The following is a 23,840-nucleotide window of genomic DNA, read 5'->3' as shown; positions in this document are numbered from 1 at the left end:
ATGCGGTTTAAGGGTGTTTTCAGCCAACACCCACCCTGCCGAATCGCGACCTGGGGAAATGCCGGAGCAACACTTCAAAACAGCCCTAAAACGGTCGGAAGGATTGTTCAACGACTGTGAAAACGGCTCGAAATGGGTGTGACGTGCGGATTGTTCAGCAATCCGCACCACCCACTTACCCCCGGAAATTACCCCCGTTTTCCGAGCGCACACGCCATAACAGGCCTCAAGACACGAAAACACCGTGTTTCAACCCCACGAACACACCAGTCCACCACCCCAACGCTCATCGTCTGGCACCCCGAAACACCAGCTAGACGATCAGCCCCATAACGACAAACAACCCCAACACCACCAGGGCAAACACAGAGGCCAAAACGAGACCGTCTAGCAGCATCACAAGCCCAGCTAGACGATCAGCCCACAGACCAGGAGAACACCACCCCACCATCCGCCCCAACCCCAATCCGACGCCACATCCCAGACACCCCACACCCCACCATCCGCTCCACGGAAGGCAAACAAAAAGCCCGCCTCCACAAAAACGGAGGCGGGCGGCGCTTGGCTTACTTGCCGAGCTTACGACGCTGCACACGAGTGCGGCGGAGCATCTTGCGGTGCTTCTTCTTCGACATACGCTTGCGGCGCTTCTTAATAACTGAACCCATAAGGCTTCCTCTTTTCTAACGTTGCTTCGTACGTACGTGGTCGGCACGACCGCTTGCGCGGAACAGTGGGAGGTGCACACTCCCACAGGTTGTGGCCAACCTGAACACGCCAAGCATACAGGCGTGCAGACCAGCAGCCAAAAACCGAAAACGCCCGTTCCCCCACTGAAATCAGGTGGGAACGGGCGTTTCGTAGGGGTCTGGAGTGGTTTTACCCCACGTCGTAGACGGAGGACTCCAGGTATTCGTTCACCGCGTTTTCGTTGACACGGAACGAACGGCCTACGCGGACGGCAGGCAGTTCGCCGGAGTGAACGAGGCGGTAGACGGTCATCTTGGAGACGCGCATAATCTCCGCGACTTCGGCGACCGTCAGGAACTTTCCTTTATCTTCATTAACCACTTAATTCTTACCTCTCGGCACGCAAACGCGCTGCAGGCTTCCCCTCCCGCAGGACGAACACGCACGTGCTCCAACCACCCTAACGTGAAACATGGGTTGAGTGCGACTTAAGGGAGAGAATTTTTTCAGAGTGCAGGTAGTGAACACACAGCATCAGTTGTGACGGGTGTGACTACCGGGGTTATTCCTCGCCAAGTTCCTTCGACCGGCGCGCACAGGCCTCCATCGCGCGGTAGAACGCACCACGCAGACCGGACTCCTCCAACTCGCGGATCGCACGCGCGGTTGTGCCTGCCGGGGACGAAACGTTGGCACGCAACTGCACGGGCCCATCCTCGCCTTCCAGCATCGCGCCTGCACCGGCCGCGGTGGCCTTAGCCAGACGCTCCGCAAGGTCGCGCGGCAGGCCGAGGGACACGCCCGCGTCCACCATCGCTTCGGTGACAAGGAAGAAGTACGCAGGGCCGGAGCCGGACACTGCGGTCACTGCGTCGATCTGCGGTTCGGTGACGGTGACAACCTCGCCGGCGGCGGCGAGCAGTTCATCGACGGTCTGCCGCTGCTCGTCGTCAACGAAACGCCCGTAGGTCACCGCAAGCACGCCCTTACCGACGAGCATGGGCGTATTCGGCATAACGCGCGCGATCGGGGCGCCTGCGAGCGCCACTGCCTCTTCCATCGCTGCCAGCGTGATACCTGCTGCCATGGAGACCAGGACCGGGGTGTTGTCGGCGTCGCCAAAGCCTTCGCCAATTTCGGCGATGACGTCGAGGATGCCCGCGGGTTTCACGCACAGGAACACGACGTCGGCGTGCTGTACGGCTTCGTGGTTGTCGTTGGTGGTGCGCACGCCGTAGCGCTCACGCAATACTTCGCTGCGTTGCGACGACCTATTCGTCGCCGTGATCTTCTCCGGGTCGTAACCGGACTGGATCAGACCCGACAGGAGCGCTTCGCCGATATTTCCGGCGCCAATAATTGCGATGTTTGCCATGGTTGCCATGTTTAGATCAACGCGGGCCCAAATGCCATAACTGCTGCAGCGATACCTGCAAGCGCCATGTTCAGACCATCACGTCCGGTGCGCATCGCACGCACACCGAAAACCACGCCGACCACTGCGACGATGCCAAGCAGCACCGCAACAACTGGGATGACGTGCGCCCACAGCCACTTGAATGCCAGGAACCCAAGCACACCCAGCAGCACGCCCAGGCCAACGAGCAGCACCATCAGAATCGGGTTGATGGAAGCGTCCTCGACTTCGATGTCGCGGACGTCCTCGTCAGGCAGGTCGTTCTCGAACAGGTCGAGCTCCGCATCCTGCTTATCGACGACTACCTCCTCTACCGGCTTCTCCTCCGACTGAGGAGCCGCCACAGCAGCCGCAGCTGCCGCAGGTGCCGTGGCCTGTGCTGCAGGCTTCTCCGCAGGCTTCTCTACCGGCTTCTCCGCCAGTTTTCCTGCAGGCTTCTCTGCCGGCTTTCCTGCCGGCTTGGCAGCGCCTTCGCGCACGACCGGAATGACGTGGGTGTCGTCCTCGGCAGGCGGAGCCTGAGTCGGCTTCGCCTTGGCCACTGCCTCTTCAGGCTTCTCCTGCTTGGCAGGCTTCTCCGCAGGCTTCTCCCCTGGCTTCTCCTGCTTGACGGTCTTTGCCGGTTCGGCGGGGGCGTCGATAGGCACGCTCGAGTGCTTCGCCTCGACAGGTTTGACGTTGACCTTCTTAAAGGAGTCGGTGAGCTCGGCGACCGAAACGCCACCGTCTTCGAGGCTGCGGCGGCGCCGGGGGCGTCGTGTGGCCGAAGGATTTTCCTTCTCGGCGCGCGCGAGGAGCTCGGCTACCGTGAGCTGCTTGTCGGCCATTTACTCGTCGTCTCCTTTATCGGCATTCAAACCGCCCTGGTCGATGCGTTTCAGAATCACGCCTTCACGCAAGGCCCACGGGCAGATCTCCAACTTATCAATATTTAGTGCGCGCATTGCAGCCTCGGCAACGAGGGCACCGGCGACGATCTGGTGGGATCGGTCCGCATTGATGCCTTCGAGCTCCGCACGGTCCGCTGCTGTCATGCGTGAAATGAACGCGATGAGCTGGCGCAAACCGGGTGCGGTGAGGGTGCGCTGCACGAACGGACCTGCCGACGATGGTGCTGCACCGGTAAGGCGGGCAAGGGAGCGGAACGTCTTCGACGTACCCACCGCCAGGCCTACCTCGCCGAGTGCTTTAAATTCTTCGGCGGGGCCGGCGAGTTCCGCGTCGATGTAGTCGCGCAGCATGTTGATCTTCTTACGCTCTGGCGGGTCGGTGTCGAACCACTCGTGGGTCAGACGGCCAGCGCCGAGGTCCAGCGACACTGCCAGGTCCGGCATTTCTTCGGTGCCTGAGGAAATCTCGAGCGAGCCACCGCCGATGTCCAGGTTGGTGATGCGGCCGGCGGACCAGCCGTGCCAGCGGCGGGCAGCGAGGAAGGTCAGGCGTGCTTCCTCTTCGCCGGAGAGGATCTCTAGGTCCACGCCGGTTTTCTTCTTCACCTGCTTCAGCACGTCCTCGGAGTTCGTCGCGGAGCGCACTGCCGAGGTGGCGAAGGCAAGGACCTCTTTGCACTTGAGATTGTTGGAGAGGTCGGCTGCTTCCTGGCAGGCGTCGACAAGTTTGTCGATGCCTTTTTGTTCGATGTTGCCTTTCTTATCCAGCAACTCGACAAGCCGCAGCGGCTGCTTCCAGTCACTCATCGGGGTGGGGCGTCCGCCACCGTATGCATCGACCGCCACAAGATGGACGGTGTTGCTTCCGACGTCTAATACACCTAATCGCACCACCTCAGCGTAACGGGTCTACGGTGTGCAAGTGTGAATCAACCAGCCCCGAATCCTGTTTTTCTTGGCTTTCCGGCAGATTCCCCGGCAGGTCGCTCCATTGCGGCAGGCAGGGAAACGGCCCAGGAATTCCCGCGCGAATGGTTTGAGTTTGTCCACCCGGAGGACCCTGACCACACGTTTTCGCTAGATCTGACCTGGCTCGAGTCCACCTGGTCGTGCCGCTTTGGCACGTCACAGTGCCTGGGTATCGACGAATCCAACCAGGCGGTCGGCTGCTGCATCCACGGCGCATACATTGCCGACGAAGAAGACCGCGACACCGTATATAACTCCGTTGCGTTGATGCCGGCGAAGTACTGGCAGTTGCGTCCGGCCGACACGGATGAGTTCTTCAAGGCCGACGACCCCACGTGGCTCGAGCCGTGGCTGGTGTGGGACGACAGTGACGAAGAGGACGACGGCCCACACATCAAGACGAAGGTGGTCGACGGTGCCTGCATCTTCGCCAACCGCCCCGGCCACCCGACCGGTGCGGGCTGTGCGCTGCACCAGTGGGCGATGGCGGAAGGCCACAACATCGTTGGCACTAAGCCGGAAGTGTGCTGGCAGGTGCCGTTTTCCCGCGAGGATGAATGGCAAGAGCGTAGCGACGGCCACGAGATCCTGCGCACCACCATCGGTGAGTACGACCGCCGCCAATGGGGCGACGGCGGCGAGGACTTCGACTGGTGGTGCACCGCCTCACCGCAGTGCCACACCCCGAACAACGGCAGCCTCAAGCCGATTTGGCAGTCCATGAAGGACGAGTTGATTGCGCTGATTGGTGAGGTCCCGTATGCGATCGTCGCAAAGCATTGCGAGGCTCGCGCGAACCTGCCGCGGGAGGCGAAAGCCACCCACCCCGCGACGGATCAGGCCTCGAACTTGTAACCCAGGCCGCGCACGGTAACCAGCTGGGTGGGGCGCTTCGGCTCAGCCTCGATCTTGGAGCGCAGGCGCTTGACGTGCACGTCCAGGGTCTTGGTGTCGCCCACGTAATCGGCGCCCCAGATGCGGTCGATCAACTGGCCGCGGGTGAGCACGCGGCCGGCGTTGCGCATGAGGTACTCGAGCAGGTCGAACTCTTTGAGCGGCATAGGCACCGGCTGGCCGTCCACCAGCACCGTGTGGCGGTCGATGTCCATGACCACCCGGCCGCCCTTCAGCAGCTGGTCGTCGGCCTCCTCCACACTTTCCGCCTCCGGACCGCGGCGCAGCACCGCGCGGATGCGGGCGACGAGTTCGCGGGTGGAGTACGGCTTGGTCACGTAATCGTCCGCCCCCAGCTCCAGGCCGACAACCTTATCGATCTCACTGTCACGCGCCGTGACCATAATGATCGGCACCGACGACTCCGCACGCAGCTTTCGGCACACCTCCGTGCCACTCATTCCCGGCAACATGAGATCCAGCAGAACCAGATCGATGTCTTCAGAGTCGAAGAGCTGCAGCGCCGTCGGACCGTCCGGCGCGATCTTGGTCTCAAACCCTTCCTTGCCCAGCAAAAACGCGAGCGGGTCCGATAAGTTCTCTTCGTCCTCGACGATAAGGATGGTCGTCACTGCTGCTCAAGTTCCTTTCTGCCAGCAGAGGCGTGAACAGATTCCGGGTCAAAGATCGGCAACTCAATGGTGAACGTTGAGCCGGTGCCGGGCCTAGACCACACGGTTATGTTACCGCCATGGTTGGCAACCACGTGCTTGACAATCGCCAGTCCCAGGCCAGTGCCACCTGTCGAGCGAGAACGGGCCTTATCCACCCGGTAGAACCGCTCAAACACGCGTTTTTGGTCCTCGGGCGCAATGCCGATGCCGCGGTCCGTGACACGAATCAGCACCGCTTTGTCGCGCACCGTTTTCTGCGTGATGCTCACCGGCTGCCCATCCGGCGAGTAGTTGATCGCGTTGGATATCAGGTTGGCCACCGCCACTGTGAGCATCGACTTGTCGCCGAGCACGTACAGCCCAGTGGGGGCGCCACGGTTGATCTCAATCTTGCGGTTTTCGGCGGTGACATGGTTGCGGATGACGGCTTCGTCGATGATGTCGTCGACACGCACTGGCGCCATGTCGGGCAGCGCTTCCGCGCCTTGCAACTTCGACAGCGCAATCAGGTCCGTGATCATCTCCCCCATGCGGTGCGCTTCCTTGTGCAGTTTCCCGCCGAAGTATTCGACCATCTCCGGGTCAGTCGGATCTTGTAGAAGCGCCTCCGCCAGCAGCGACATGCCACCGACGGGGGTTTTGAGCTCGTGCGAGACATTTGCGACGAAATCACGCCGCGCGTGCTCCATCCGCACATTCTCAGACTCGTCGGAGCCGTAAATGATCACCGACGAGTTATCCGTCAGCGTCAACGGAGCAACTACCGCGCGCACGTTACGGATGCGGTTACCGGTGGTGCGCTGTGGCATCTCCATGTCGATGACACGTTGCTCCGCATCGTCCATCACCTGCTCCGCAACGTCGAGTACGCGGGGGTTGACGGTGCCGTCGTGCACAAGCGACATGTCGTGGGCACGCGCGTTGGACAGTTGCACCTTGCCATTTCTTCCAACGACGACGATGCCGGTGGGCGATCCCTGTGTCACCAGGTGCAACATATCGCTGACAGTGCTCACGCCTGTGTGTTCATCGTGGTCGTCCGCACTGTTTCGGGCATACCAACGCAATGCCCGCCGCCCGAGATGGGCAGCGGGGACGGCGACGAGCGCGCCGAGAATAAACGCAAGAACTGGCGACACAGCCTAAGCGCTACTTCTTGCCCTGGTTAGCCACAGCGGCAGCGCCAGCAGCGGCAGCCTCCGGGTCGAGGTAGGTACCGCCCGGGTTGAGCACCTTGCCGCGCTCGCCGATTTCGTACAGCAGCGGCATGCCGGTCGGGATGTTCAGCGCCGCAATGTCCTCGTCGGAAATGCCGTCGAGGTACTTCACCAGCGCACGCAGAGAGTTACCGTGCGCTGCGACCATGACGGTCTTGCCCTGCAGCAGCTGCGGCAGGATTGCCTCCTCGTAGTACGGCAGGAAGCGACGCACAACGTCCTGCAGGCACTCGGTGCGCGGCACCTCCGGCAGGAACGCGTAGCGCGGGTCGTTGGTCTGCGCGTACTCGTTATCGATGTCAATCGCCGGCGGCGGAGTGTCGTAGGAACGACGCCACTCCATGAACTGCTCATCGCCGTACTTGTCGCGGATCTCCGCCTTGTTCAGGCCCTGCAGCTTGCCGTAGTGGCGCTCGTTGAGGCGCCAGTTGCGCACAACCGGGATCCAGTGGCGGTCCGCTGCGTTCAGCGCAATGTTGGCGGTGCGGATCGCGCGACGCAGCAGCGAGGTGAACACGATGTCCGGCAGGACACCCTTTTCAACCATGAGCTTGCCGGCGTTGACGGCTTCGCGCTCGCCCTGCTCTGTCAGGTCGACGTCCACCCAGCCGGTGAACTGGTTCGACTTGTTCCACTCACTTTGACCGTGACGTACAAGAATCAACTTTCCGTTACCCATGACTTTAAGCATGCCACGAAAGAGGTTTAGTGTCGTGGGCATGCTCAAGGTTTTTCGCTACGCCGCCGCGGTTGCTGTCGCCGCGGCACTGACCACTGCCCCATCTGCTGCCGCAGCGCCTGCGCTTGCCGCCCCCGGCGCGCCTGTGGCCACGCTGTTTCAGGGCTCTGATTCCTTTGCCAACACCTCGCGCTGCAGCCAGGGCCCTTCCGGTGTGGTGCGCACCCCTGACGGGCAGACGAAGCGGATCATGATCACCGCCGCGCACTGCTTCGACGTGGACGATAAAACGGTGCGCCCGGAGGTGTACGCGCCGGTACGAAGTGGTGGCGGGGTGCGCTACCCGCACGTGGGCACCATTGATACGCAGCGCAAGAAGTTCGAGCTGGGCAACGGCGAATTGATGGACTTCTACCGCATTATCGACGAGCCCGACTGGGCCATGGTCCGCCTCGACCCAGGCGTTTCTGCCTCCGGCTGGTCCGCCTCCCGCGACCAGTGGGGTTCTGCACCTTCCCGGAACGTGGCGATCACCGGGGTGAAGGACTACCGCAGCCTGGGCAACGAGCTGATCAGCTTTGACAACTTTGGCCAGCCCATCTGCAAAGACGGCATGCGCACCGGCCGCTCGTGCGGCACCCAGGTGTTCCGTACACAGAACTTCATCTGGCACGTCGGGTTGAACTACGCCTCGGGTGATTCCGGCGGCATCAACTACGACCCGCGCACGGGCGAGGCCATCGGGTTGACCGTCATTGGATACGGCCCCTTCGGCAACTCCCAGCAGATCGACCATGCGCTCGAGTCCGCCTACGGCATCCCCGACGGTCAGGTAAATCAGGCGTTTACTCCTGCTGAGCCGGCGCCGCGCGCGGAGTTTGCGACGCTTCGCGACGAAATCGCCCAGCACAACCCAGCCGCCGCCAACAAGCCCGCGCCGGCACCGTCGAAGTTCCACAAACTCACCGGCGCAGTCAACGGTGCCCAGGCTGATGCTGCTCGCCTCGCCGGGGAGGCGCAGCGTCTTCCCCAAGCAGCAGACCCGGTTGCCGCAGCGCAGGAGCTTGCCGGACGTGCGGGTGCCGCAGCCAACCAGCGTGCAGGTGAGATCAGCGCCGCCGTGAACGCGATCATCCGCTAGTTGCCGCCGGGGATCCGGGGAGCCTCACAGGGGTCGTAACCGTCGAGCGCTTGCTTATAGACGCCCGCGAGCTGGTCTGCCGACGCCGCCCAGCTAAACCGGGCCGCGTGGCGGACGGCGGATTCGCCCATGTGGATGCGCGTGGAGTCGTCGATAAGCAACCGCTCCAGCGCGTCCGCCCACTCGTTGGTGTCGTGACTGCCCGCCAGCAGGCCGGTCTCCCCGTCACACACCGCGATCGGGAGCCCGCCGACCTTCGCCGCCACCACCGGCGTACCTGTGGCCTGCGCTTCCACGGCGACCAGGCCGAAGCTTTCGTTGTAACTCGGCACCGCCACAATGTCCGCCGCCTGGTAGATGCTGACAAGTTCCTCCGGCGGGCGCGGGCCAAGGAAACGCACGGTGGCACCCAGCGCCTCCTCGTCCGCGATCGCACGGTAGTGCTCTACCGACGAACCGGACCCGCTCGCCCCACCACAGATGATCACGCGCAACGGACCTTCGACGCGAGCGCGGCGCACGACCTCCCCCATCGCACGCAACAACACCTGCGGACCCTTGAAGTCCTGCAACCTGCCCACGAACGCCACCACCTTCGCATGCAGCGGAATACCCAGGTGGCGGCGCGCAAGTTCCGTGTTGCGGTTCGTGCCAGGGGTGAACAGTTCCGTGTCCGCACCAGGGCTGACTACGTCGATCTTCGACGGGTCCACGTCGTAGAAGCGGGCAAGCTCGCTGGTTTCATCCTCGGTGTTGACCACGAGCGTTTCGGCGTTGTCCACGAGTTGCTGCTCACAAATACGGCGCGCCTCCGACTCCGAGCCACCCACACCGTAGGCGTTTTTCACCGCCGCCCACGTATGCCCGGTGTGCACCAGTGGCACCCCAGCAAGGTCGGCGAGCAACCACCCCACCTGGCCGGAGAGCCAGTAGTGGGAATGGATCAGGTCGTAGGAGCGCTCGTCTGCTCGGCAGAACTGCACCACCCCGCCGGCGAACGCCGCGAGTTGGGTGGGCAGGTCTTCTTTCTCCAGCCCCTCATACGGCCCGGCGACGATATTGATCACCCGGTAGCCTGGCTCGACCTCGACGATCTCGCCCTGGCTGGGCCGCGTCGCACGGGTGAACACATCCACCTGCGTGCCCTGGCGGGCCAGTTGGGTCGCAATGTTGTGAACGTAGACGTTCATGCCACCGGCATCACCGATTCCCGGCTGCTCGAGCGGAGAGGTGTGCATTGAAATCATGGCGACGCGCATGCGGGCCAGATTAGCGCGGCGCAAAACCCTGCGTCACTGCGCGTTGGTATGGCTTTGCAAGTCTTCCTCAGCGAGCTGTTTGAGAACCACCTCGAGCGGTGTCCTCGTTCCGTCGTCCTCCTCACGGGCACGGCGTAGCAGTTCGCGGTCAGCGACCTGCTCTAGCTCTTCCAACAGCACCAAGTCTTCAACCGGCACGATAGCTGCAGCAGACTTCCCGTTCCGGGTAATCAACACCCGCTCACCTGCATAATTCGCTCGGTCAACCGTCTCACCTAAGCGATTCCGCAATTCAACAAGCGCAATTGCGTCTTCCGGCGCTTTCACAGTGCACCACCCCTTCATCCATACTGTGTACAGTTGGTACACACTGTACACATTTTCTAGGGGGTGTCAATGAAATACCAAGTCGAGCTCACCAACCAAGCCAGTCGTGACCTCAGAAAAATTCGACGAAGCGACCGAAACACCTTCGAGCGAATTACCGAAGCCTTACAAGCGCTCTCCGCTAATCCATTCCCCGCCGGTTGTGTCCGATTAACCGGCTACGACGATTTCCGAATCCGGGTTGGCGGGTTCCGGATCATCTACTCAGTTCAGCAAAAAGTCGTTCTAGTGGAAGTACTGCGCATCGCGCCGCGTGGCGAGGTCTACAAAGGCCTTTAGTGCGCCGCGTGCCGGTGCCACGCACCGAAGTCCGCCGCCACCGTAGCCGCCAGGTGCTGATAGGACTTCAGGGTTGCCGGGGCCATGCGCTCCAAATCGACGACCGCACCTTCCGCCAGGTGCCTGTCGTACGGGATCGTGTGCACCGCCCGCGTGCGCGAGGCGAAGTGTTCGGTGACCTTGCCCATATCGATGGTCGGCTTGCCCGGTGCGGATGAGGAAACGACCACGACAGCGTTGGCGGCCAACTGGTCGTAGCCGTGGAGGTTGAGCCAGTCGAGGGTCGCGGATGCGGACTGCGCGCCGTCGAGAGCAGGTGAGGTGACCAGCACAAGCGCGTTGGCCAGGTCGAGCACGCCCGCCATCGCGGAGTGCATCAGGCCGGTGCCACAGTCGGTGAGAATGACGTTGTAGTGGTGCTGCAGGATGTCGATGGCGTGGCGGTAGTCGGCTTCCGAAAACGCCTCGGAGACCGCCGGGTCACGCTCGGAGCCGATCACCTCGAGCCGCGATGCTGCCTGGTTAGTAAAGGCACGGACCTGCGGGTAGCGGTGCGTTTCCGGCGCGTGGAGCAGGTCACGGATGGTGGCCGGTGGCGCGGTTGCTGCGCGTTGGGCAAGTGTGCCCAGGTCCGGGTTGGCGTCGATGGCGATGACGCGATCCCCGCGGGTCTGTGCAAACACGCCTCCAAGGGCAACGGTGGTTGTGGTCTTACCGACGCCACCTTTCAGGCTCATCACCGCAATGCGGTAGTCGCCGCGCAGGGGCGCACGGATGGCGTCGATAAGCTGCTGCTCCTCGAGCTCTTTGCGCGAACCGCCCGGGTTGATGCGACCACGAGTGGCGGTGTGGATCATTTTGCGCCAGCCCTGTTTCGGCGGCGATTTCACCGGATCCACCAGGTTGGTTTGATCGAGCACCTCAGGTGGTGTGAGTTCAAGCTCCGGCATGGCAACAGCGTCGCGAAGCGTGGCGTCATGGAACGTGGTCATGAAAAATCCCCCCGTATTTCCCCAAATATGTGATGCGGGCAAGTGTAGATGATCAATTTCTTGTGCGCACCCATTCACAACCTACGCAAGAGTAAGTTATACTCCGCAACACACTTGTATACACCTGACCACAACCGAGAGGATGCAATGGGCGCCGCAGACACACAGGCCTGGATTGAGCAATACGCCGAATGGACGAACCCGCGTCCCGAAATCGGCACAGATACGCTCGTGAGCTGGTTCAACCGGGCCGTGGCCACCCAACCGCGCAGCGCCGCAACATGGTTTATGGGCAAGGAGCTCACCTACGCCGAGCTCAACGATCACGTCGGCAGCGCGGCAGCCGGCTTGGCCAAACTCGGCGTCCAGCCTGGGGACCGCGTGGCGGTTGCGCTCCCCAACTGCCCGCAGCACGTCATCGCAGTCACGGCGATCCTGCGGCTGGGCGCGGTCGTCGTCGAACACAACCCGCTCTACACCGCAGACGAGCTCGAGCCACAGTTCAACGACCACGGAGCGAAGATTGCGATTGTCTTCGACCGTGAGGCGGACACCTTCCTCTCCCTGCGCGGACGCACCCCGCTGGAAACCGTTGTGGCCGTCAACATGATCGACGAAATGCCAACGCGCCTCAAGGCATTGCTCGCGCTGCCGATTCCGCCGGTAAAGAAGAAGCGCGCCGAGCTCAGCGCCCCCGCCCCCGGGGCAATGAACTTCACCGACCTACTGCGGACGCGTTCGCGCACGGTGCACTTGCCACCGATCGAACCGGAAACCACCGCCTTTATCCTCTACACCTCGGGCACATCCGGGAAACCGAAGGGCGCGCCGCTGACGCACCGCAATATCGTCTCGGTCCTCAAGGCGGGCATCGAGTGGCTGGAGGACTGGGGTGCGGTGCGCGAAAAGGTGCTCGCCGTGCTGCCGATGTTCCATATCTACGGCCTTGCGTTGAACTACGGCCTGCCACTGACGGTCGGCGGGCAGATCGTGCTCGTGCCCGCACCGCAGCCGCAGTTGTACCAGTCGGCGATCCTGAAAACGCGGCCTACGATGCTGCCGGGTGTGCCCACGCTGTACGCCAAAATCATCGAATGGGCGAAGAAAGACAACGTCGACCTTTCCTCGATTCACACGTCGATCTCCGGCGCATCCACCCTGCCTGCAGAGACGATCGAACTGTGGGAAAACACCACGGGCGGGCGCCTCATCGAGGGCTACGGCCTGACGGAAACCTCGCCGATCCTCGCCGGCAACCCCCTCGACGGCACACGTCGTCCGGGCTACATCGGTCTCCCCTTCCCCAATACGGAGATCCGCATCGCTGACCCGGACGACCCCTCTCGCACCATGCCCGACGGCGAGCCAGGCGAGCTGCTCGCCCGTGGCCCGCAGGTCTTCGCAGGCTATTTGAACAACCCGGAGGCGAACGAGAACGCGTTCCACGATGGCTGGTTCCGCACCGGCGACATGGCCGTCATGGAGCCGGACGGCTGGATCAAGTTGGTGGCGCGCATCAAGGAGATGATCATCACCGGTGGCTTCAACGTGTACCCGGACGAGGTGGAGGGCGTACTTCGCCGCCATCCGGATATCGACGACATCGCAGTCGTCGGCCGCCCCCGCGAGGATGGCGCCGAGGACGTTGTCGCGTGCATCACACTTGTCGACGGCGCCGCGCTCGACCCCGAAGGCCTCAAGGCCTACGCCCGCAAGCACCTGACGCGCTACAAGGTGCCGCGCGAGTTCTACCACTTCGAGGAGCTGAACCGGGACCAGACAGGCAAGATTCGTCGCCGTGAGGTTCGCGACACTCTCGTCAGTCTTCTTACCCAACCGTAGGTAGATGGGCGTAGGGTGGTCACCATGACTTCACCCTCCCCAACCAATGGAGACGCCCCCTGGCTGCAGTACTACCCCGAGTGGACCGCCCACTCGCTGGAGTACGGCAACCGCACGCTGAACGATCTTTACGACGACAACCTGGCCACCAACGGCAACAACACCGCCACCAGGTTCTTCGGCCGCACCCAGACCTTTAGCGAGCTCGACCGCGAGGTGCGCCGCGCCGCCGCAGGTCTGAAAGCCTTTGGCGTTCGCCCGGGTGACCGCGTGGCGATCATGCTGCCGAACTGCCCGCAGCACGTCGCCGCCTTCTTTGCTGTGCAGAAGATCGGCGGTGTTGTCGTCGAGCACAACCCGCTCTACACCGCCCACGAGCTGCGCCCACAATTCAAGAACCACGGCGCCCGTGTGGCAATCGTGTGGGACAAGGCCGCCGACACGCTCGAGCAGCTGCGCGCCGACACCCCGCTGGAAACCGTGGTCAGCGTGAACATGATCAAGGCCATGCCACGCGCCCAACAACTCGCGCTGCGCCTGCCGCTGCCGAAGGTGATGGAGGCCCGCGCAGCGCTCACCGGCCCGTGCAGCAACACGGTGCCATGGGAGTCATTGACCAGCTCCGCCATCGGTGGGCTGGGCACTGACCTGGAACCCCCAGCGGAGATCACTCCGGAAAGCCCCGCAGTGATCCTGTACACCTCCGGCACGACCGGCGCGCCGAAGGGCGCGGCACTGTCACACGCGAACCTGGTTGCCAACCCGCTGCAGGGCCAGGCGTGGGTAAAGGAACTCCAAGAGGGCAACCAGCGCATGTTGGCAGCCCTGCCGTTCTTCCACGCCTACGGCCTGACGTTCTCGCTGACACTGACCATGCTGATCGGCTCCGAACTCGTGCTCCTGCCTGCCCCGCAGATGCCTCTTGTGATGAAGGCCATCAAGAAAACCCCGCCAACATTCATTCCGGGTGTGCCCACCCTGTTCGAGCGCATCCTGCAGGCTGCGGAGAAGAAGAACATCGACCTGTCCCCGGTCCAGATTGGCTTCTCGGGTGCGTCGTCGCTGCCGAAGGAGATCATCGAGGAGTGGGAGCGCGCCACCGGCGGCCGCCTAGTGGAAGGCTACGGTCTGACGGAGACGTCACCGATCATCGTCGGCAACCCGCAGACCGCGGACCGTCGCCCCGGCTACATCGGCATCCCCTTCCCCGACACCGAGATCCGCATCGTCGACCCGGACAACCCGGACAAGGACATGCCCTACGGCGAGGACGGCGAAATCCTGGCGAAGGGCCCGCAGGTGTTCTCCGGCTACTTCAACAACCCTGAGGCCACCGAGAAGGTCTTCCACAACGGTTGGTTCCGCACCGGCGACATGGGTGTGATGGAGGAGGACGGCTTTATTAAGCTCGTCTCCCGCATCAAGGAGCTCATCATCACCGGCGGGTTCAACGTCTACCCTGCGGAGGTTGAGGAGGTCATCCGCACCCACAAGGACGTCGAGGATGTCGCCGTGGTCGGCCGTCCGCGCTCCGACGGTTCGGAGGATGTTGTCGCCTGCGTCGTGCTTCGCGACGGCGCCGCCCTCGACCCCGACGGCCTGAAGGACTTCGCCCGCGAGAACCTCACCCGTTACAAGGTGCCGCGCACCTTCTACCACTTCGAGGAGCTGGCCAAGGACCAGATGGGCAAGCTACGCCGCCGCGAGGTCCGCGAGGACCTGCTGTCCAAGCTCGAGCAGCGCTAAAGGCTCGGTCCGGACACCCGCGCTGCTTTGTTGGTCTCGCGGCGGCCATCCGCCGCTCCTCTCACAGATGGTGAGAACCAAATGGTGAGCTCGGCAAAATTTTGGCGTTCTCCCCGTTTGATTCTCACCATTTGCTCGTGCGACGGGGGTTCGCGCTAAAGGCCCACCCAGACCGGCTCGGGGTGCAGCTCAACGCCAAACTGCTTGTCGACGACCCCCTGCACCCTCCGAGCCAACGCCACGATGTCGTCCGCCGTGGCGTTACCCCTGTTCGTCAGCGCAAGGGTGTGCTTGGTGGACAGGCGTGCTGGCGCGTCCTCCCCGGGGAATCCGCGGGGGCAGCCGGCGCGCTCGATCAGCCACGCCGCAGACAACTTCTCTTGGCCCTCACCAGCGGCAAAGCGTGGCATGTGGTCTTCGCCGACCTTGGCCTCGATCTCATCCGCCAGTGCGGTGGGCACGACCGGGTTGGTGAAAAACGAGCCCGCGGACCACGTGTCGTGGTCGCCGGCGTCGAGCACCATGCCCTTCGCCCGGCGCGTCTCCAGCACGGATGCGCGGGCCTCCGCCAGCGACACACGCTCCCCGCCCAGGTGGCGCAGCGGGATCGACTGGTCGGTCTTCTCCAGCGCCAGCTCGATCTCCAGCACCACGGCACGCGAGGTGAACTTCAGGTTGGAGTAGCGATACGCCAACTCCAGTGACTCGGCGGACACCCACTCGTCCGCACCCGTCTGGCGGTTGTAGAGGCGCACGCGGGTGAGCACGTCCGAAATCTCGGAGCCGTACGCGCCGACGTTTTGCACCGGAGTGGCACCAGCGGAACCCGGAATGCCCGACAAGGCTTCGATACCACCGAGGCCATGGTCGACAGCAAAGGCAACCACGTCGTCCCAGACGGTGCCGGCTTGGATGCGCAGCGTGGTGTCGTCGATAAGCGAGATGCCCTCGTTGCGCACCAACACAGCAGTCAGATCGAGCGCACCTTCCGCAACAAGCAGGTTGGACCCGCCGCCAACAACAAGCAGCGGCGAACCGGCGCGATCAAGGCGCGCAACGGTCTCGGCGAGTGCTTCGGCGCTGGTGCACTCGATGATCTCGGCCGGCGAACCGCCGACGCGCAACGTGGTCAGAGAGGCAAATGATGGGGTTGACACGCCAACAACGGTAGTCTGTGACCCATGACTGCACGTAGTGAGATCACTGTGACCATCAACCAGCCGATCGAAAAGGTCGCGCAAGCCTACGCCACGCGCGAATACTGGGAGTTCATCGCAGAGAAACTCTCCCCGGAACCGGGCGAGCTCAACGAGTTCGCGGACAACACCGCAACCCTCTTTGAGATTCTGCCGACCTCTATCCTCCCGCCGGCAGCACAGGCGATGGTGTCCCAGGACCTGAAGCTCAAGCGCGTCGTCACCGTAGGCGCGCTCGACGGCGACACCGCCAAGCACACCATGACCGGCGACGTCAAGGGCACCCCGGTGGACCTCGGCGCCGAATACACCGCAACCCGCGACGGCGACAACACCAAGCTCGACTACGAGCTCGAAGCCAAGGTCAACATCCCGTTTATGGGCGCTGCCCTCGAGCCGAAGGTCGCCGAGGCACTCGAGGAGATCGTGGAAAACGAAGCGAAGCTCACCGAGCAGTGGATTAGCGAGAACCTCTAATCCCCCACTATCACAATCTCCGCGCCGATAACCCGGGTGCGGCGGGCAAACCCTACGGGGTGATCACCCGCGGCACGACCGGGTTTAATCGTCTGCGCAGATCTGATCGCTGGACCCGCTTTCACCCGCGGGTCCAGTCCCTGTTGCGAGCCGTACCCGACCCGCTGGCCGTGGATGTGGGCTACGGCGCCTCGCATGCCACCACCGTCGAATGGGCCGGGTGGCTGCGCCAGATCCGTCCCGACATCGAGGTCGTGGGACTCGAGATCGACCCCGAACGCGTCCTGCCGCCCCGCGACGGCGTGCGTTTCGAGCTCGGCGGGTTCGAACTCGCCGGCTACCGCCCCCACCTCGTGCGCGCCTTCAACGTGCTGCGCCAATACGACGTCGACCAAGTCCCCGACGTGTGGGACACCGTCTGCTCACGCCTTGCGCCAGGCGGCCTGTTCGTCGAAGGCACCTGCGATGAGATCGGGCGCCGGTGCGCATGGTTGCTTCTCGACGACACCGGCCCCGTCTCCTTAACCCTCTCCTGGGATCCCTTCCACACCGCAACACCCTCAGAGGTGGCGGAGCGCCTCCCCAAAGCGCTGATCCACCGCAACGTACCCGGCGAGGCCATCCACGCATTTCTTACCGACGCCGATACCGCCTGGGAACACGCCGCCGGATGGGAACCCCACGGCCCGCGCGTGCGCTGGCGCCACGCCCTCGACGACCTGGCCGCAAAATGGCCGATCACGCCCCAGCGGCGCCGCTTTTCCGACAATTCCGTGACCGTCGAGTGGAACGCCATCGCCCCAAGTTCCTAAACTGGCCCGCATGACCAAAGCCTGGAAAGTCACCCTCTCCATCATCGTCGGAGTACTCCTCCTGTTCGCCGTTGCGGAAGGAGGCATCCGCGCGTTCGTGTCCCACCAGGTCACGTCCGAAGCCCCGGAAGGCACCTCGGTGTCCTTCGGCCCAAAGCCAGTCACACTCGGCCTGCTGGGTGGAAAGTTCCCCCACATGAAAATCGACCAGGACTCCACCCTGGTTGTGGACGGCAACACCTTCACCGGCGCGCCCGCCGCCGTCGTGGAGATGGACAACGTCCACATCGCAGGTGGCGACCCGGTCGCCGAAACCCTCCACCTGACCTCCGATCTGCCCACCGACTACGTCCGCGCCATGCTCAACCAGCAGTTGGAGCAGCAGATGGGCGAGGACGCCGGATTCCTGGCCAACTTCATCAACGTCAGCGACGTCACCGCGAACCCCGAGGCCGGTACCTTCACCGTCGAGTTCAGCGGCGGTGTCGCAGGCATCGAACTGCGCCCCTCCATGCGTGACGGCCAACTCGCGCTCGAGGCCGAGAACACCTCGCTGTTCGGCTTCGACCTGCCCGACGGTGTCGCCGACGCCATCAGCGGCGCCCTGTCCAACGGCATGGCCCAGGAAGCCAACAGCACCATGCGTATCGACGACTTCCGCGTCATCGACGGCGGCCTCCAAGTCTCCATGGTGGGCACCGACGTGAACTTCAACGAACTGCAGATGATGCAAGAAAACCCCGCCGGGTTCACGACCCAGCAGGGTTAAGCGGTGCCGCTGCGGCGGCGCTGCGGCGGCGCGGGCGGTGTTACCAGCCGCCGTTGCCCTCCAGAATGTTTTTGATCTGGGGGCGGATGTCGAAGTAGTAGATACCGATCGCCACCGCACCAAACCATGCGATGAACGGCAGGCCGAGCATGCACGCCACTGCAGACAGCGCCAGGATGCCAATCCAGGCGCCCTTCGACTGGCGGCCTGCTGCTTCGAACGCGTCGGGGCGGGTCGTCGCCACGAGCCCGGCAGCCACAAGGCCTGCGATGCCGACCGCGAAGAGCATGAGGAAGCTCGCGCGTGACGGGAGCGTCGTGATGAACTGGATCTGCTCAAGAGCCGCGGTATCCATATCCCAACCTTCTAGTTAGCGGTGTTGTTGGAGTCGGTTTCGTCCGTCTCCAGAATCTCGCCGTCGATAATATCGCCGTCACCGGTGGTGTTGGTGAACTGGTCTTGGAGGCGCTCCACCAGGCCGTCGAAACGCGAGCGGACATCGCTCATAACACCCTTGTCATCGACACCGTCAAGAGCCTTATCCAGACGCTCGTTGAGCGCAGCGCGCACCTCATTCACCTTCGTAGTCACAGTCTCCTTGAGGTCGTCGGAGATCTGCAGATCACGCTCACGCAGGGAGTTAAAGAGCTTCTCCGCCTCGTCGACGAAGTTGTTGGCCACGTTGCGCACGTCACCCTCCGACGTCGCCGCGTTCAAGTTCGTGCGAGCCTCATCGGACGTGGATTGGAAACGCTCAGAGAGCTCGCCGGCTACCTTGCCCAGCGCCGCGCCGAGAGAAGAGCCCGCCAGCAGCAGGGCCTCGCCAGCGTCGCGCAGGTTATTACGGATCTCGCCATTGTTGTCAGCCACAGTTTTACCTTTCATCTAAAAGAACAAGAGCTGTGTCACAGTGTAAATAACCAAACCGGCCAGTGCACCGACCACAGTGCCGTTCAGACGAATGAACTGCAGGTCACGGCCCACCATCAGCTCGATCTTCTCCGCTGCTTCCTCCCCGTCCCAGCGCTCGATCGTCTCCGCGATGATGCCCACGATCTGTTCCGCGCCGTTCTCGGCCGCGTAGTGGGTGATCTTTTCCAGGCGTGCTTCGGCATCGGCGCGGACTGTGGGGTCGTCGCGAAGCTTGGTGCCCCATTCCATCGACGCATCCGCGACCTTCCTGCGCAGCGTGCTCGACGGATCCGAGGCCGCCTCCACCAACGCTGTGGACAACTGCGCCCACATCCCGGCAGACGCCGAACGCACCGCGTTCGACGCCATGATGTCGCCCTTCAACGCCTCCACGCGCGAGATCATCTCCCCATCAAACTGCAGGTCCTGCGCGAAGTCGTTGATCTGTCGGCGCAGCGCCCGCCGCGCCTCGTGCTGCGGGTCCGCGTCCACGTCCGCCATGAACGACACCAACTCGTCGTACACGCGCTGCCCCACGAGGTCTTTGGCGAATTGGGGTGCCCAGCGGGGCATACGTTCGTCGATAAGTGAAACGACCGTGTCCTCCATGCCATTTACTTTGCGACGACCCCACGCCACCATGTCATCCACCACCGGCTCCACCTTGCCATCCGCAATCAACCCCTCCAGCGCACGGCCCAGCGGCGGGCCCCAAATCGGCTCCGCAAAGCGGTCGATCACCTGCGAATCGATGAACCGCTCCGCCTCCTTCGGATCGATGCCCTCAACCATGCGCACCACGAACGTGCCCACCTCTTCGCTGACACGCTCCGCGTTCGCCGGCTGCGCCATCCACGTGCCTACCCGCTCCGGGATGCCCGCATCCATCACCTTCTGCGTAATCGTGCGCGCATTCAGGAAGTTCTCGCTGACAAAGTCGCTCAGCGCCCCCGCAACCTGATCCTTCTTGTTCGGAATGATCGCCGTGTGCGGAATCGGAATCCCCATCGGGTGCTTAAACAACGCCGTCACCGCAAACCAGTCGGCCAAACCACCCACCATGCCGGCCTCCGCCGCAGCACGCACGTAACCAATCCACGCCGCCGTTGCGCCTTGGGATTGCGCCCACGAGCACGCAAGGAAGATCACCGCAGCAACCCCAAGCAAACTTGTCACCGCGATCTTGTGGTTTCGCAGGACGCGGCGCCGCTCCGCCTCATTGGTTGGGCTTGGCATCAACTGATCAGTCATGCCCCCGATTAAAGCAGCCCGGCCGACATGGGCACGAAAAATGCCCCCTTCGCCGAAACGAAGAGGGCAAAAGCGTCCAGCGCGTTAGTTCACGCGGCCAGTGCGCTTGCGGTACTCCTTGTAATCCTTCCGGCCAAGGCCGATGAAGATGAAGGCGAGCACCGTGGTGATCACTGCCTCAGCGACGCCCAGGATGAGCAGACGCTCTGCCAGGCCGTGAGTCTGCGAGCCAAAGCCGTAGACCATCGCGCCCCAGCCCCACACTGCCAGGCCAACACCGAACAGTGCGGACAGGAGCAGACCCATCGCAACCCAGGTGAAGTTGCGGTTCAGGGACGAGTGCGGCGCACCCAGGGATACCGGGTCGTAGCCCTCGATGTACGTGTCCTCAATCCTGCTCTGGTACTCAGGGAAAGACTCGCTGTGGATATCTGCAACTGCATGAGAACCCATGATGATGTTTCCTTCTACTACTGCTGGTTCTACCAGGACTCCAATACCTCGGAGTATACGGCAGATCTAGTCGTCGCCACCCTTGAAGGCAGCACGGGCACGCTCAGCGTTGATCGCACCGACTGCATCAAGCGGGATACCGGCCGGGCAAACATCAGCACACTCGCCGTACAGCGAGCAGTGGCCGAAGTTCGTCTCCAGCTCATCAACCATGTTGCGGGCACGGCGGCCGCGCTCCATCTTGCCCAGCGGCAGCAGCTTCAGGTGCTTGAGCTTCGCGCCAGTGAACAGGTGCGCAGCACCGTTCGGGCACGCAGCCACACAAGCGCCACAACCGATGCAGGCCGCGTAGTCAAGCGCGGTCTCTGCATCCTTGTGGTTCACAGCCAGCGTGTCAGCATCCGGCGCGGTACCGGCGTTGACCGAAACGTAGCCGCCCTGCTGCATGACGCGGTCCAGAGCGGAACGGTCCACAGTCAGGTCCTTGATCACCGGGAATGCACCGGAGCGGAACGGCTCAATCTTGAGCGTATCGCCGTCGTTGTAGTTAAACAGGCGCTGCAGGCAGGCCGTCGTGTTCTGGCCAGCACCGTGCGGGCGACCGTTGACCAGTACGCCACAGGTGCCGCAAATGCCTTCGCGGCAGTCAGAGGCGAACACGAACGGTTCTTTGCCCTCTTCGACGTAGTTGTTGTTGACGTGGTCGAGCAGCTCCAGGATGGACATCTGCTCCACAGCGTCGTCGACCTGGACGGTCTCGAAGCTGCCCTCAGTGTCAGGACCAGCCTGGCGCCAGATTTCAAGTGTCAGTTTCATTACTTGTAGTTCCTTGCCATCAGCGGGATCGAATCGAAGTACAGGGGTTCAGCGTGGCGGATGAACTGGCCTTCGCCGGCCGGCTCCCACGCGGAGACGAAGCACCAGTTGTCGTCGTCACGCTCTGCCTCGCCGTCATCGGTGAGGTGATCCATACGGTAGTGAGCACCGCAGGACTCGTCGCGGTCGAGAGCGTCGATGCACATGAGCTCGCCGAGGTTGATGTAGTCAACCAGGCGCAGCGCAGCCTCGAGGGTCTGGTTCATGTCATCCGCGGTACCCGGGATGGAGATGTTGGTCCAGAAGTCCTCGCGCAGTGCACGGATCTTACGGATGCCCTCTTCCAGGCCCTCCACGGTGCGGGCAACGCCACAGTGCTCGTAGAGGATGTCGCCGAGCTGCTCGTGGAAGTGCTCCGGGCCGTGCGGCTCCGGACCACGGATGGACATGATGCGCGCGATGCGCTCCTCCACCTCAGCAACAACGTCCTTGGCTTCCTGGGAGTCCTCGGAGAGCTTCTCCTCACCGAGGTGGTTTGCCAGGTAGTTCGGGACGGTGAACGGCAGGGTGAACCAGCCGTCGACGGATGCGGACAGCAGCGAGTTAGCACCCAGACGGTTTGCACCGTGGTAGGTCCAGGAGCACTCACCGGCGGCGAACAGGCCGTCGATGGAGGTCATCTCGTTGAAGTCGGTCCACAGGCCGCCCATGGTGAAGTGGACGGTCGGTGCAATACGCATCGGAGCCTTGTACGGGTCGTCGCCAGTGGAGTCCTCGTACATCTCGAACAGGTTCGAGTAACGCTCACGGATGGTGTCCTCGCCGAGGCGCTCAATCGCGTCGGAGAAGTCCAGGTATGCGGAGTTGTGCAGCGGGCCAACACCGTAGCCGGCATTGAGCTGCTGGGAGATCGCACGGGACGCAACGTCACGCGGCACCAGGTTGCCGAAGGCCGGGTAGCGACGCTCCAGGAAGTAGTCGCGCTCGTCTTCCGGAATGGTGTTCGGGTCGCGGTCGTCGCCCTTTTCCTTCGGGGTCCAAATGCGGCCGTCGTTACGCAGCGACTCCGACATCAGCGTGGTCTTTGCCTGCCACTTCGCGTTGACCGGAAGACCGGTCGGGTGGAACTGGACGAAGCACGGGGACGCCAGGTAGGCACCACGCTCGTACGCACGCATCATGGCGGAAGAGTTGGAGTTCTTCGCCAGCGTGGTCTTGTGGTACACGTTGCCGTAACCGCCGGTAGCCAGGATGACTGCGTGGCCGGTGAACGGCGTGATCTCACCGTTGATCAGGTTACGGGTCACAATGCCGGAGCAGTGCTTCTTGCCGTCCTTCTGGGTGATGATCAGATCCATCAGGTCGTGGTGAGTGAAGATCTCAACGTTGCCCAGGTGGATCTGGCGCTGCAGAGCCGAAGCGGTGGACAGCTGCAGCTGCTGGCCTGTTTGGCCACGGGTGTAGTAGGTACGGGAGACCTGCACACCACCGAACGAACGGGTGGCCAGGGTGCCGCCGTACTCACGAGCGAACGGAGCGCCAATGGCGTTCATGTGGTCGATCACGCGGACCGACTCGACAGCCAGGCGCCAGCAGTCGGACTCGCGGCAGCGGTAGTCGCCGCCCTTCACGGTGTCCTTAACGTGGCGGTAAGCACCGTCGTTATCCACCTTCTTGCCGCGGGCGGAGTTGACGCCACCCTGTGCAGCAATGGAGTGCGCACGACGCGGAGCATCGTGGTAGGTGAAGGACTTGACGTTGTAGCCGAGCTCGCCAAGTGCCGCAGCAGCTGCGCCACCGGACAGGCCGGTACCAACAACGAGGACGGTGAACTTACGACGGTTCAGCGGCGACACCAGGTTCATGTGGTCCTTCTGGAACTCCCACATGTCCTTCATGCGCACTTCGTCGCGGTTTGGCTCGTTGGACTGCAGGATCTCACCCGGGGTGACACCAGCAGCAGCCGACTCCGGCTGACGGAACGCCTGTGCCTGGGCCTGGCCAGCAGCCGGCGTCTCGGTGGAGGCCTGCTCGCCGTGCGAACCCTGATTCGAGGAAATAGAGGTAGTCATATTGTT

Annotated in this window: 26 protein-coding genes; 8 read left to right on the top strand and 18 right to left on the bottom strand. The window is 63.0% G+C overall.

The annotated features are described in order from the left end of the window. Positions 1-566 precede the first annotated feature (566 nt). The 5 genes from HMPREF2785_RS11600 to HMPREF2785_RS07895 form a co-directional block, all read right to left on the bottom strand. Positions 567-668, bottom strand: a complete 102-nt coding sequence (locus tag HMPREF2785_RS11600) for a 30S ribosomal protein bS22 (RefSeq protein ID WP_003855542.1) — start codon at positions 666-668, stop codon at positions 567-569. 211 nt (positions 669-879) lie between these two features. Continuing rightward, positions 880-1,071: a helix-turn-helix domain-containing protein gene (locus tag HMPREF2785_RS07910; protein WP_070421497.1), complete on the bottom strand. Its 192-nt coding sequence runs from the start codon at positions 1,069-1,071 to the stop codon at positions 880-882. Positions 1,072-1,252: 181 nt separating this feature from the next. Then, entirely contained in the window at positions 1,253-2,065 is an 813-nt protein-coding gene (proC, locus tag HMPREF2785_RS07905) for a pyrroline-5-carboxylate reductase (protein ID WP_070421580.1), read from the bottom strand. Between the two features lie 11 nt (positions 2,066-2,076). Next, on the bottom strand, positions 2,077-2,934 hold the full coding sequence (locus HMPREF2785_RS07900; RefSeq protein WP_070614803.1) for a hypothetical protein: 858 nt from the start codon (positions 2,932-2,934) through the stop codon (positions 2,077-2,079). Then, positions 2,935-3,888, bottom strand: coding sequence for a Ppx/GppA family phosphatase (locus HMPREF2785_RS07895; RefSeq protein WP_070421581.1), 954 nt, complete (start codon positions 3,886-3,888; stop codon positions 2,935-2,937). 33 nt (positions 3,889-3,921) lie between these two features. Here HMPREF2785_RS07895 and HMPREF2785_RS07890 point away from each other — a divergent pair, with 33 nt between their 5' ends. Beyond that, positions 3,922-4,821: a DUF3109 family protein gene (locus HMPREF2785_RS07890; protein WP_070453181.1), complete on the top strand. Its 900-nt coding sequence runs from the start codon at positions 3,922-3,924 to the stop codon at positions 4,819-4,821. Here HMPREF2785_RS07890 and HMPREF2785_RS07885 read toward each other — a convergent pair. The 3 genes from HMPREF2785_RS07885 to HMPREF2785_RS07875 are packed head-to-tail and all read right to left on the bottom strand — an operon-like array spanning position 4,803 to position 7,430. After that, a complete protein-coding gene (locus HMPREF2785_RS07885; RefSeq protein ID WP_070421500.1) occupies positions 4,803-5,492 on the bottom strand; it encodes a response regulator transcription factor in 690 nt (229 codons plus the stop codon). The two genes, HMPREF2785_RS07890 and HMPREF2785_RS07885, sit on opposite strands and share 19 nt — an antisense overlap. Further along, entirely contained in the window at positions 5,489-6,673 is a 1,185-nt protein-coding gene (locus tag HMPREF2785_RS07880; RefSeq protein WP_210386104.1) for a sensor histidine kinase, read from the bottom strand. The genes HMPREF2785_RS07885 and HMPREF2785_RS07880 overlap by 4 nt, the downstream gene beginning before the upstream one ends. 10 nt (positions 6,674-6,683) lie before the next feature. After that, positions 6,684-7,430 (bottom strand): phosphoglyceromutase, encoded by a 747-nt coding sequence (locus HMPREF2785_RS07875; protein WP_070421582.1) that lies wholly within the window; start codon positions 7,428-7,430, stop codon positions 6,684-6,686. 40 nt (positions 7,431-7,470) lie between these two features. Here HMPREF2785_RS07875 and HMPREF2785_RS07870 point away from each other — a divergent pair, with 40 nt between their 5' ends. Then, positions 7,471-8,571, top strand: a complete 1,101-nt coding sequence (locus HMPREF2785_RS07870) for a chymotrypsin family serine protease (RefSeq protein WP_070614801.1) — start codon at positions 7,471-7,473, stop codon at positions 8,569-8,571. On the opposite strand, the gene mshA is transcribed toward HMPREF2785_RS07870, so the two are convergent. Together mshA and HMPREF2785_RS07860 are read right to left on the bottom strand one after the other, a co-directional pair. Beyond that, a complete protein-coding gene (gene mshA / locus HMPREF2785_RS07865; protein WP_070614799.1) occupies positions 8,568-9,830 on the bottom strand; it encodes a D-inositol-3-phosphate glycosyltransferase in 1,263 nt (420 codons plus the stop codon). The two genes, HMPREF2785_RS07870 and mshA, sit on opposite strands and share 4 nt — an antisense overlap. 33 nt (positions 9,831-9,863) lie before the next feature. Next, complete coding sequence (locus HMPREF2785_RS07860; protein ID WP_246815475.1) at positions 9,864-10,157, bottom strand: type II toxin-antitoxin system prevent-host-death family antitoxin; 294 nt, start codon at positions 10,155-10,157, stop codon at positions 9,864-9,866. Positions 10,158-10,226: 69 nt separating this feature from the next. Here HMPREF2785_RS07860 and HMPREF2785_RS07855 point away from each other — a divergent pair, with 69 nt between their 5' ends. Beyond that, a complete protein-coding gene (locus HMPREF2785_RS07855) occupies positions 10,227-10,496 on the top strand; it encodes a type II toxin-antitoxin system RelE family toxin (RefSeq protein WP_070421505.1) in 270 nt (89 codons plus the stop codon). On the opposite strand, the gene HMPREF2785_RS07850 is transcribed toward HMPREF2785_RS07855, so the two are convergent. Then, positions 10,493-11,488, bottom strand: coding sequence for a MinD/ParA family ATP-binding protein (locus HMPREF2785_RS07850; RefSeq protein WP_246821201.1), 996 nt, complete (start codon positions 11,486-11,488; stop codon positions 10,493-10,495). The two genes, HMPREF2785_RS07855 and HMPREF2785_RS07850, sit on opposite strands and share 4 nt — an antisense overlap. A gap of 147 nt (positions 11,489-11,635) precedes the next feature. Here HMPREF2785_RS07850 and HMPREF2785_RS07845 point away from each other — a divergent pair, with 147 nt between their 5' ends. Together HMPREF2785_RS07845 and HMPREF2785_RS07840 are read left to right on the top strand one after the other, a co-directional pair. Further along, positions 11,636-13,330, top strand: coding sequence for a long-chain-fatty-acid--CoA ligase (locus tag HMPREF2785_RS07845; RefSeq protein ID WP_070614797.1), 1,695 nt, complete (start codon positions 11,636-11,638; stop codon positions 13,328-13,330). A 24-nt stretch (positions 13,331-13,354) separates the two neighbouring features. Next, entirely contained in the window at positions 13,355-15,076 is a 1,722-nt protein-coding gene (locus tag HMPREF2785_RS07840) for a long-chain-fatty-acid--CoA ligase (RefSeq protein WP_070614796.1), read from the top strand. Positions 15,077-15,231: 155 nt separating this feature from the next. Here HMPREF2785_RS07840 and HMPREF2785_RS07835 read toward each other — a convergent pair whose 3' ends face one another. Beyond that, the gene (locus HMPREF2785_RS07835; RefSeq protein WP_141750670.1) at positions 15,232-16,233 is read right to left on the bottom strand and encodes a UDP-N-acetylmuramate dehydrogenase; all 1,002 of its coding nucleotides are present in this window, start codon (positions 16,231-16,233) and stop codon (positions 15,232-15,234) included. 24 nt (positions 16,234-16,257) lie between these two features. On the opposite strand from HMPREF2785_RS07835, the gene HMPREF2785_RS07830 reads away from it, so the two are divergent. From HMPREF2785_RS07830 to HMPREF2785_RS07820, 3 genes are read left to right on the top strand one after another with little or no spacing between them, the layout of a single operon-like run. Then, positions 16,258-16,749, top strand: a complete 492-nt coding sequence (locus tag HMPREF2785_RS07830; RefSeq protein WP_070421584.1) for a DUF2505 domain-containing protein — start codon at positions 16,258-16,260, stop codon at positions 16,747-16,749. Positions 16,750-16,808: 59 nt separating this feature from the next. Continuing rightward, positions 16,809-17,561 carry a class I SAM-dependent methyltransferase gene (locus HMPREF2785_RS07825; RefSeq protein WP_371326028.1) on the top strand — a complete coding sequence of 251 codons (753 nt, stop codon included), beginning with the start codon at positions 16,809-16,811 and terminating at the stop codon, positions 17,559-17,561. 10 nt (positions 17,562-17,571) lie between these two features. Further along, positions 17,572-18,330 (top strand): LmeA family phospholipid-binding protein, encoded by a 759-nt coding sequence (locus HMPREF2785_RS07820; RefSeq protein WP_070421508.1) that lies wholly within the window; start codon positions 17,572-17,574, stop codon positions 18,328-18,330. Positions 18,331-18,370: 40 nt separating this feature from the next. Here the strand turns inward: HMPREF2785_RS07820 and HMPREF2785_RS07815 are convergent, their stop codons facing one another. The 6 genes from HMPREF2785_RS07815 to HMPREF2785_RS07790 form a co-directional block, all read right to left on the bottom strand. Beyond that, positions 18,371-18,685 carry a DUF2516 family protein gene (locus HMPREF2785_RS07815; protein WP_083284891.1) on the bottom strand — a complete coding sequence of 105 codons (315 nt, stop codon included), beginning with the start codon at positions 18,683-18,685 and terminating at the stop codon, positions 18,371-18,373. Between the two features lie 11 nt (positions 18,686-18,696). Beyond that, positions 18,697-19,200, bottom strand: a complete 504-nt coding sequence (locus HMPREF2785_RS07810) for a CGLAU_01105 family protein (protein WP_070614793.1) — start codon at positions 19,198-19,200, stop codon at positions 18,697-18,699. A gap of 15 nt (positions 19,201-19,215) precedes the next feature. After that, positions 19,216-20,493, bottom strand: coding sequence for a DUF445 domain-containing protein (locus HMPREF2785_RS07805; protein WP_244268664.1), 1,278 nt, complete (start codon positions 20,491-20,493; stop codon positions 19,216-19,218). A gap of 84 nt (positions 20,494-20,577) precedes the next feature. Continuing rightward, on the bottom strand, positions 20,578-20,946 hold the full coding sequence (locus tag HMPREF2785_RS07800) for a hypothetical protein (RefSeq protein WP_070421511.1): 369 nt from the start codon (positions 20,944-20,946) through the stop codon (positions 20,578-20,580). Between the two features lie 66 nt (positions 20,947-21,012). Further along, positions 21,013-21,762, bottom strand: coding sequence for a succinate dehydrogenase/fumarate reductase iron-sulfur subunit (locus tag HMPREF2785_RS07795; protein WP_070421512.1), 750 nt, complete (start codon positions 21,760-21,762; stop codon positions 21,013-21,015). Next, entirely contained in the window at positions 21,762-23,834 is a 2,073-nt protein-coding gene (locus tag HMPREF2785_RS07790; protein ID WP_070614791.1) for a fumarate reductase/succinate dehydrogenase flavoprotein subunit, read from the bottom strand. Before HMPREF2785_RS07790 ends, HMPREF2785_RS07795 begins: the two co-directional genes overlap by 1 nt. Positions 23,835-23,840 lie beyond the last annotated feature (6 nt).

Source organism: Corynebacterium sp. HMSC067D03 (assembly GCF_001811185.1).
Lineage (GTDB): Bacteria > Actinomycetota > Actinomycetes > Mycobacteriales > Mycobacteriaceae > Corynebacterium > Corynebacterium coyleae.
This window is presented reverse-complemented; position numbering and strand designations above follow the sequence as displayed.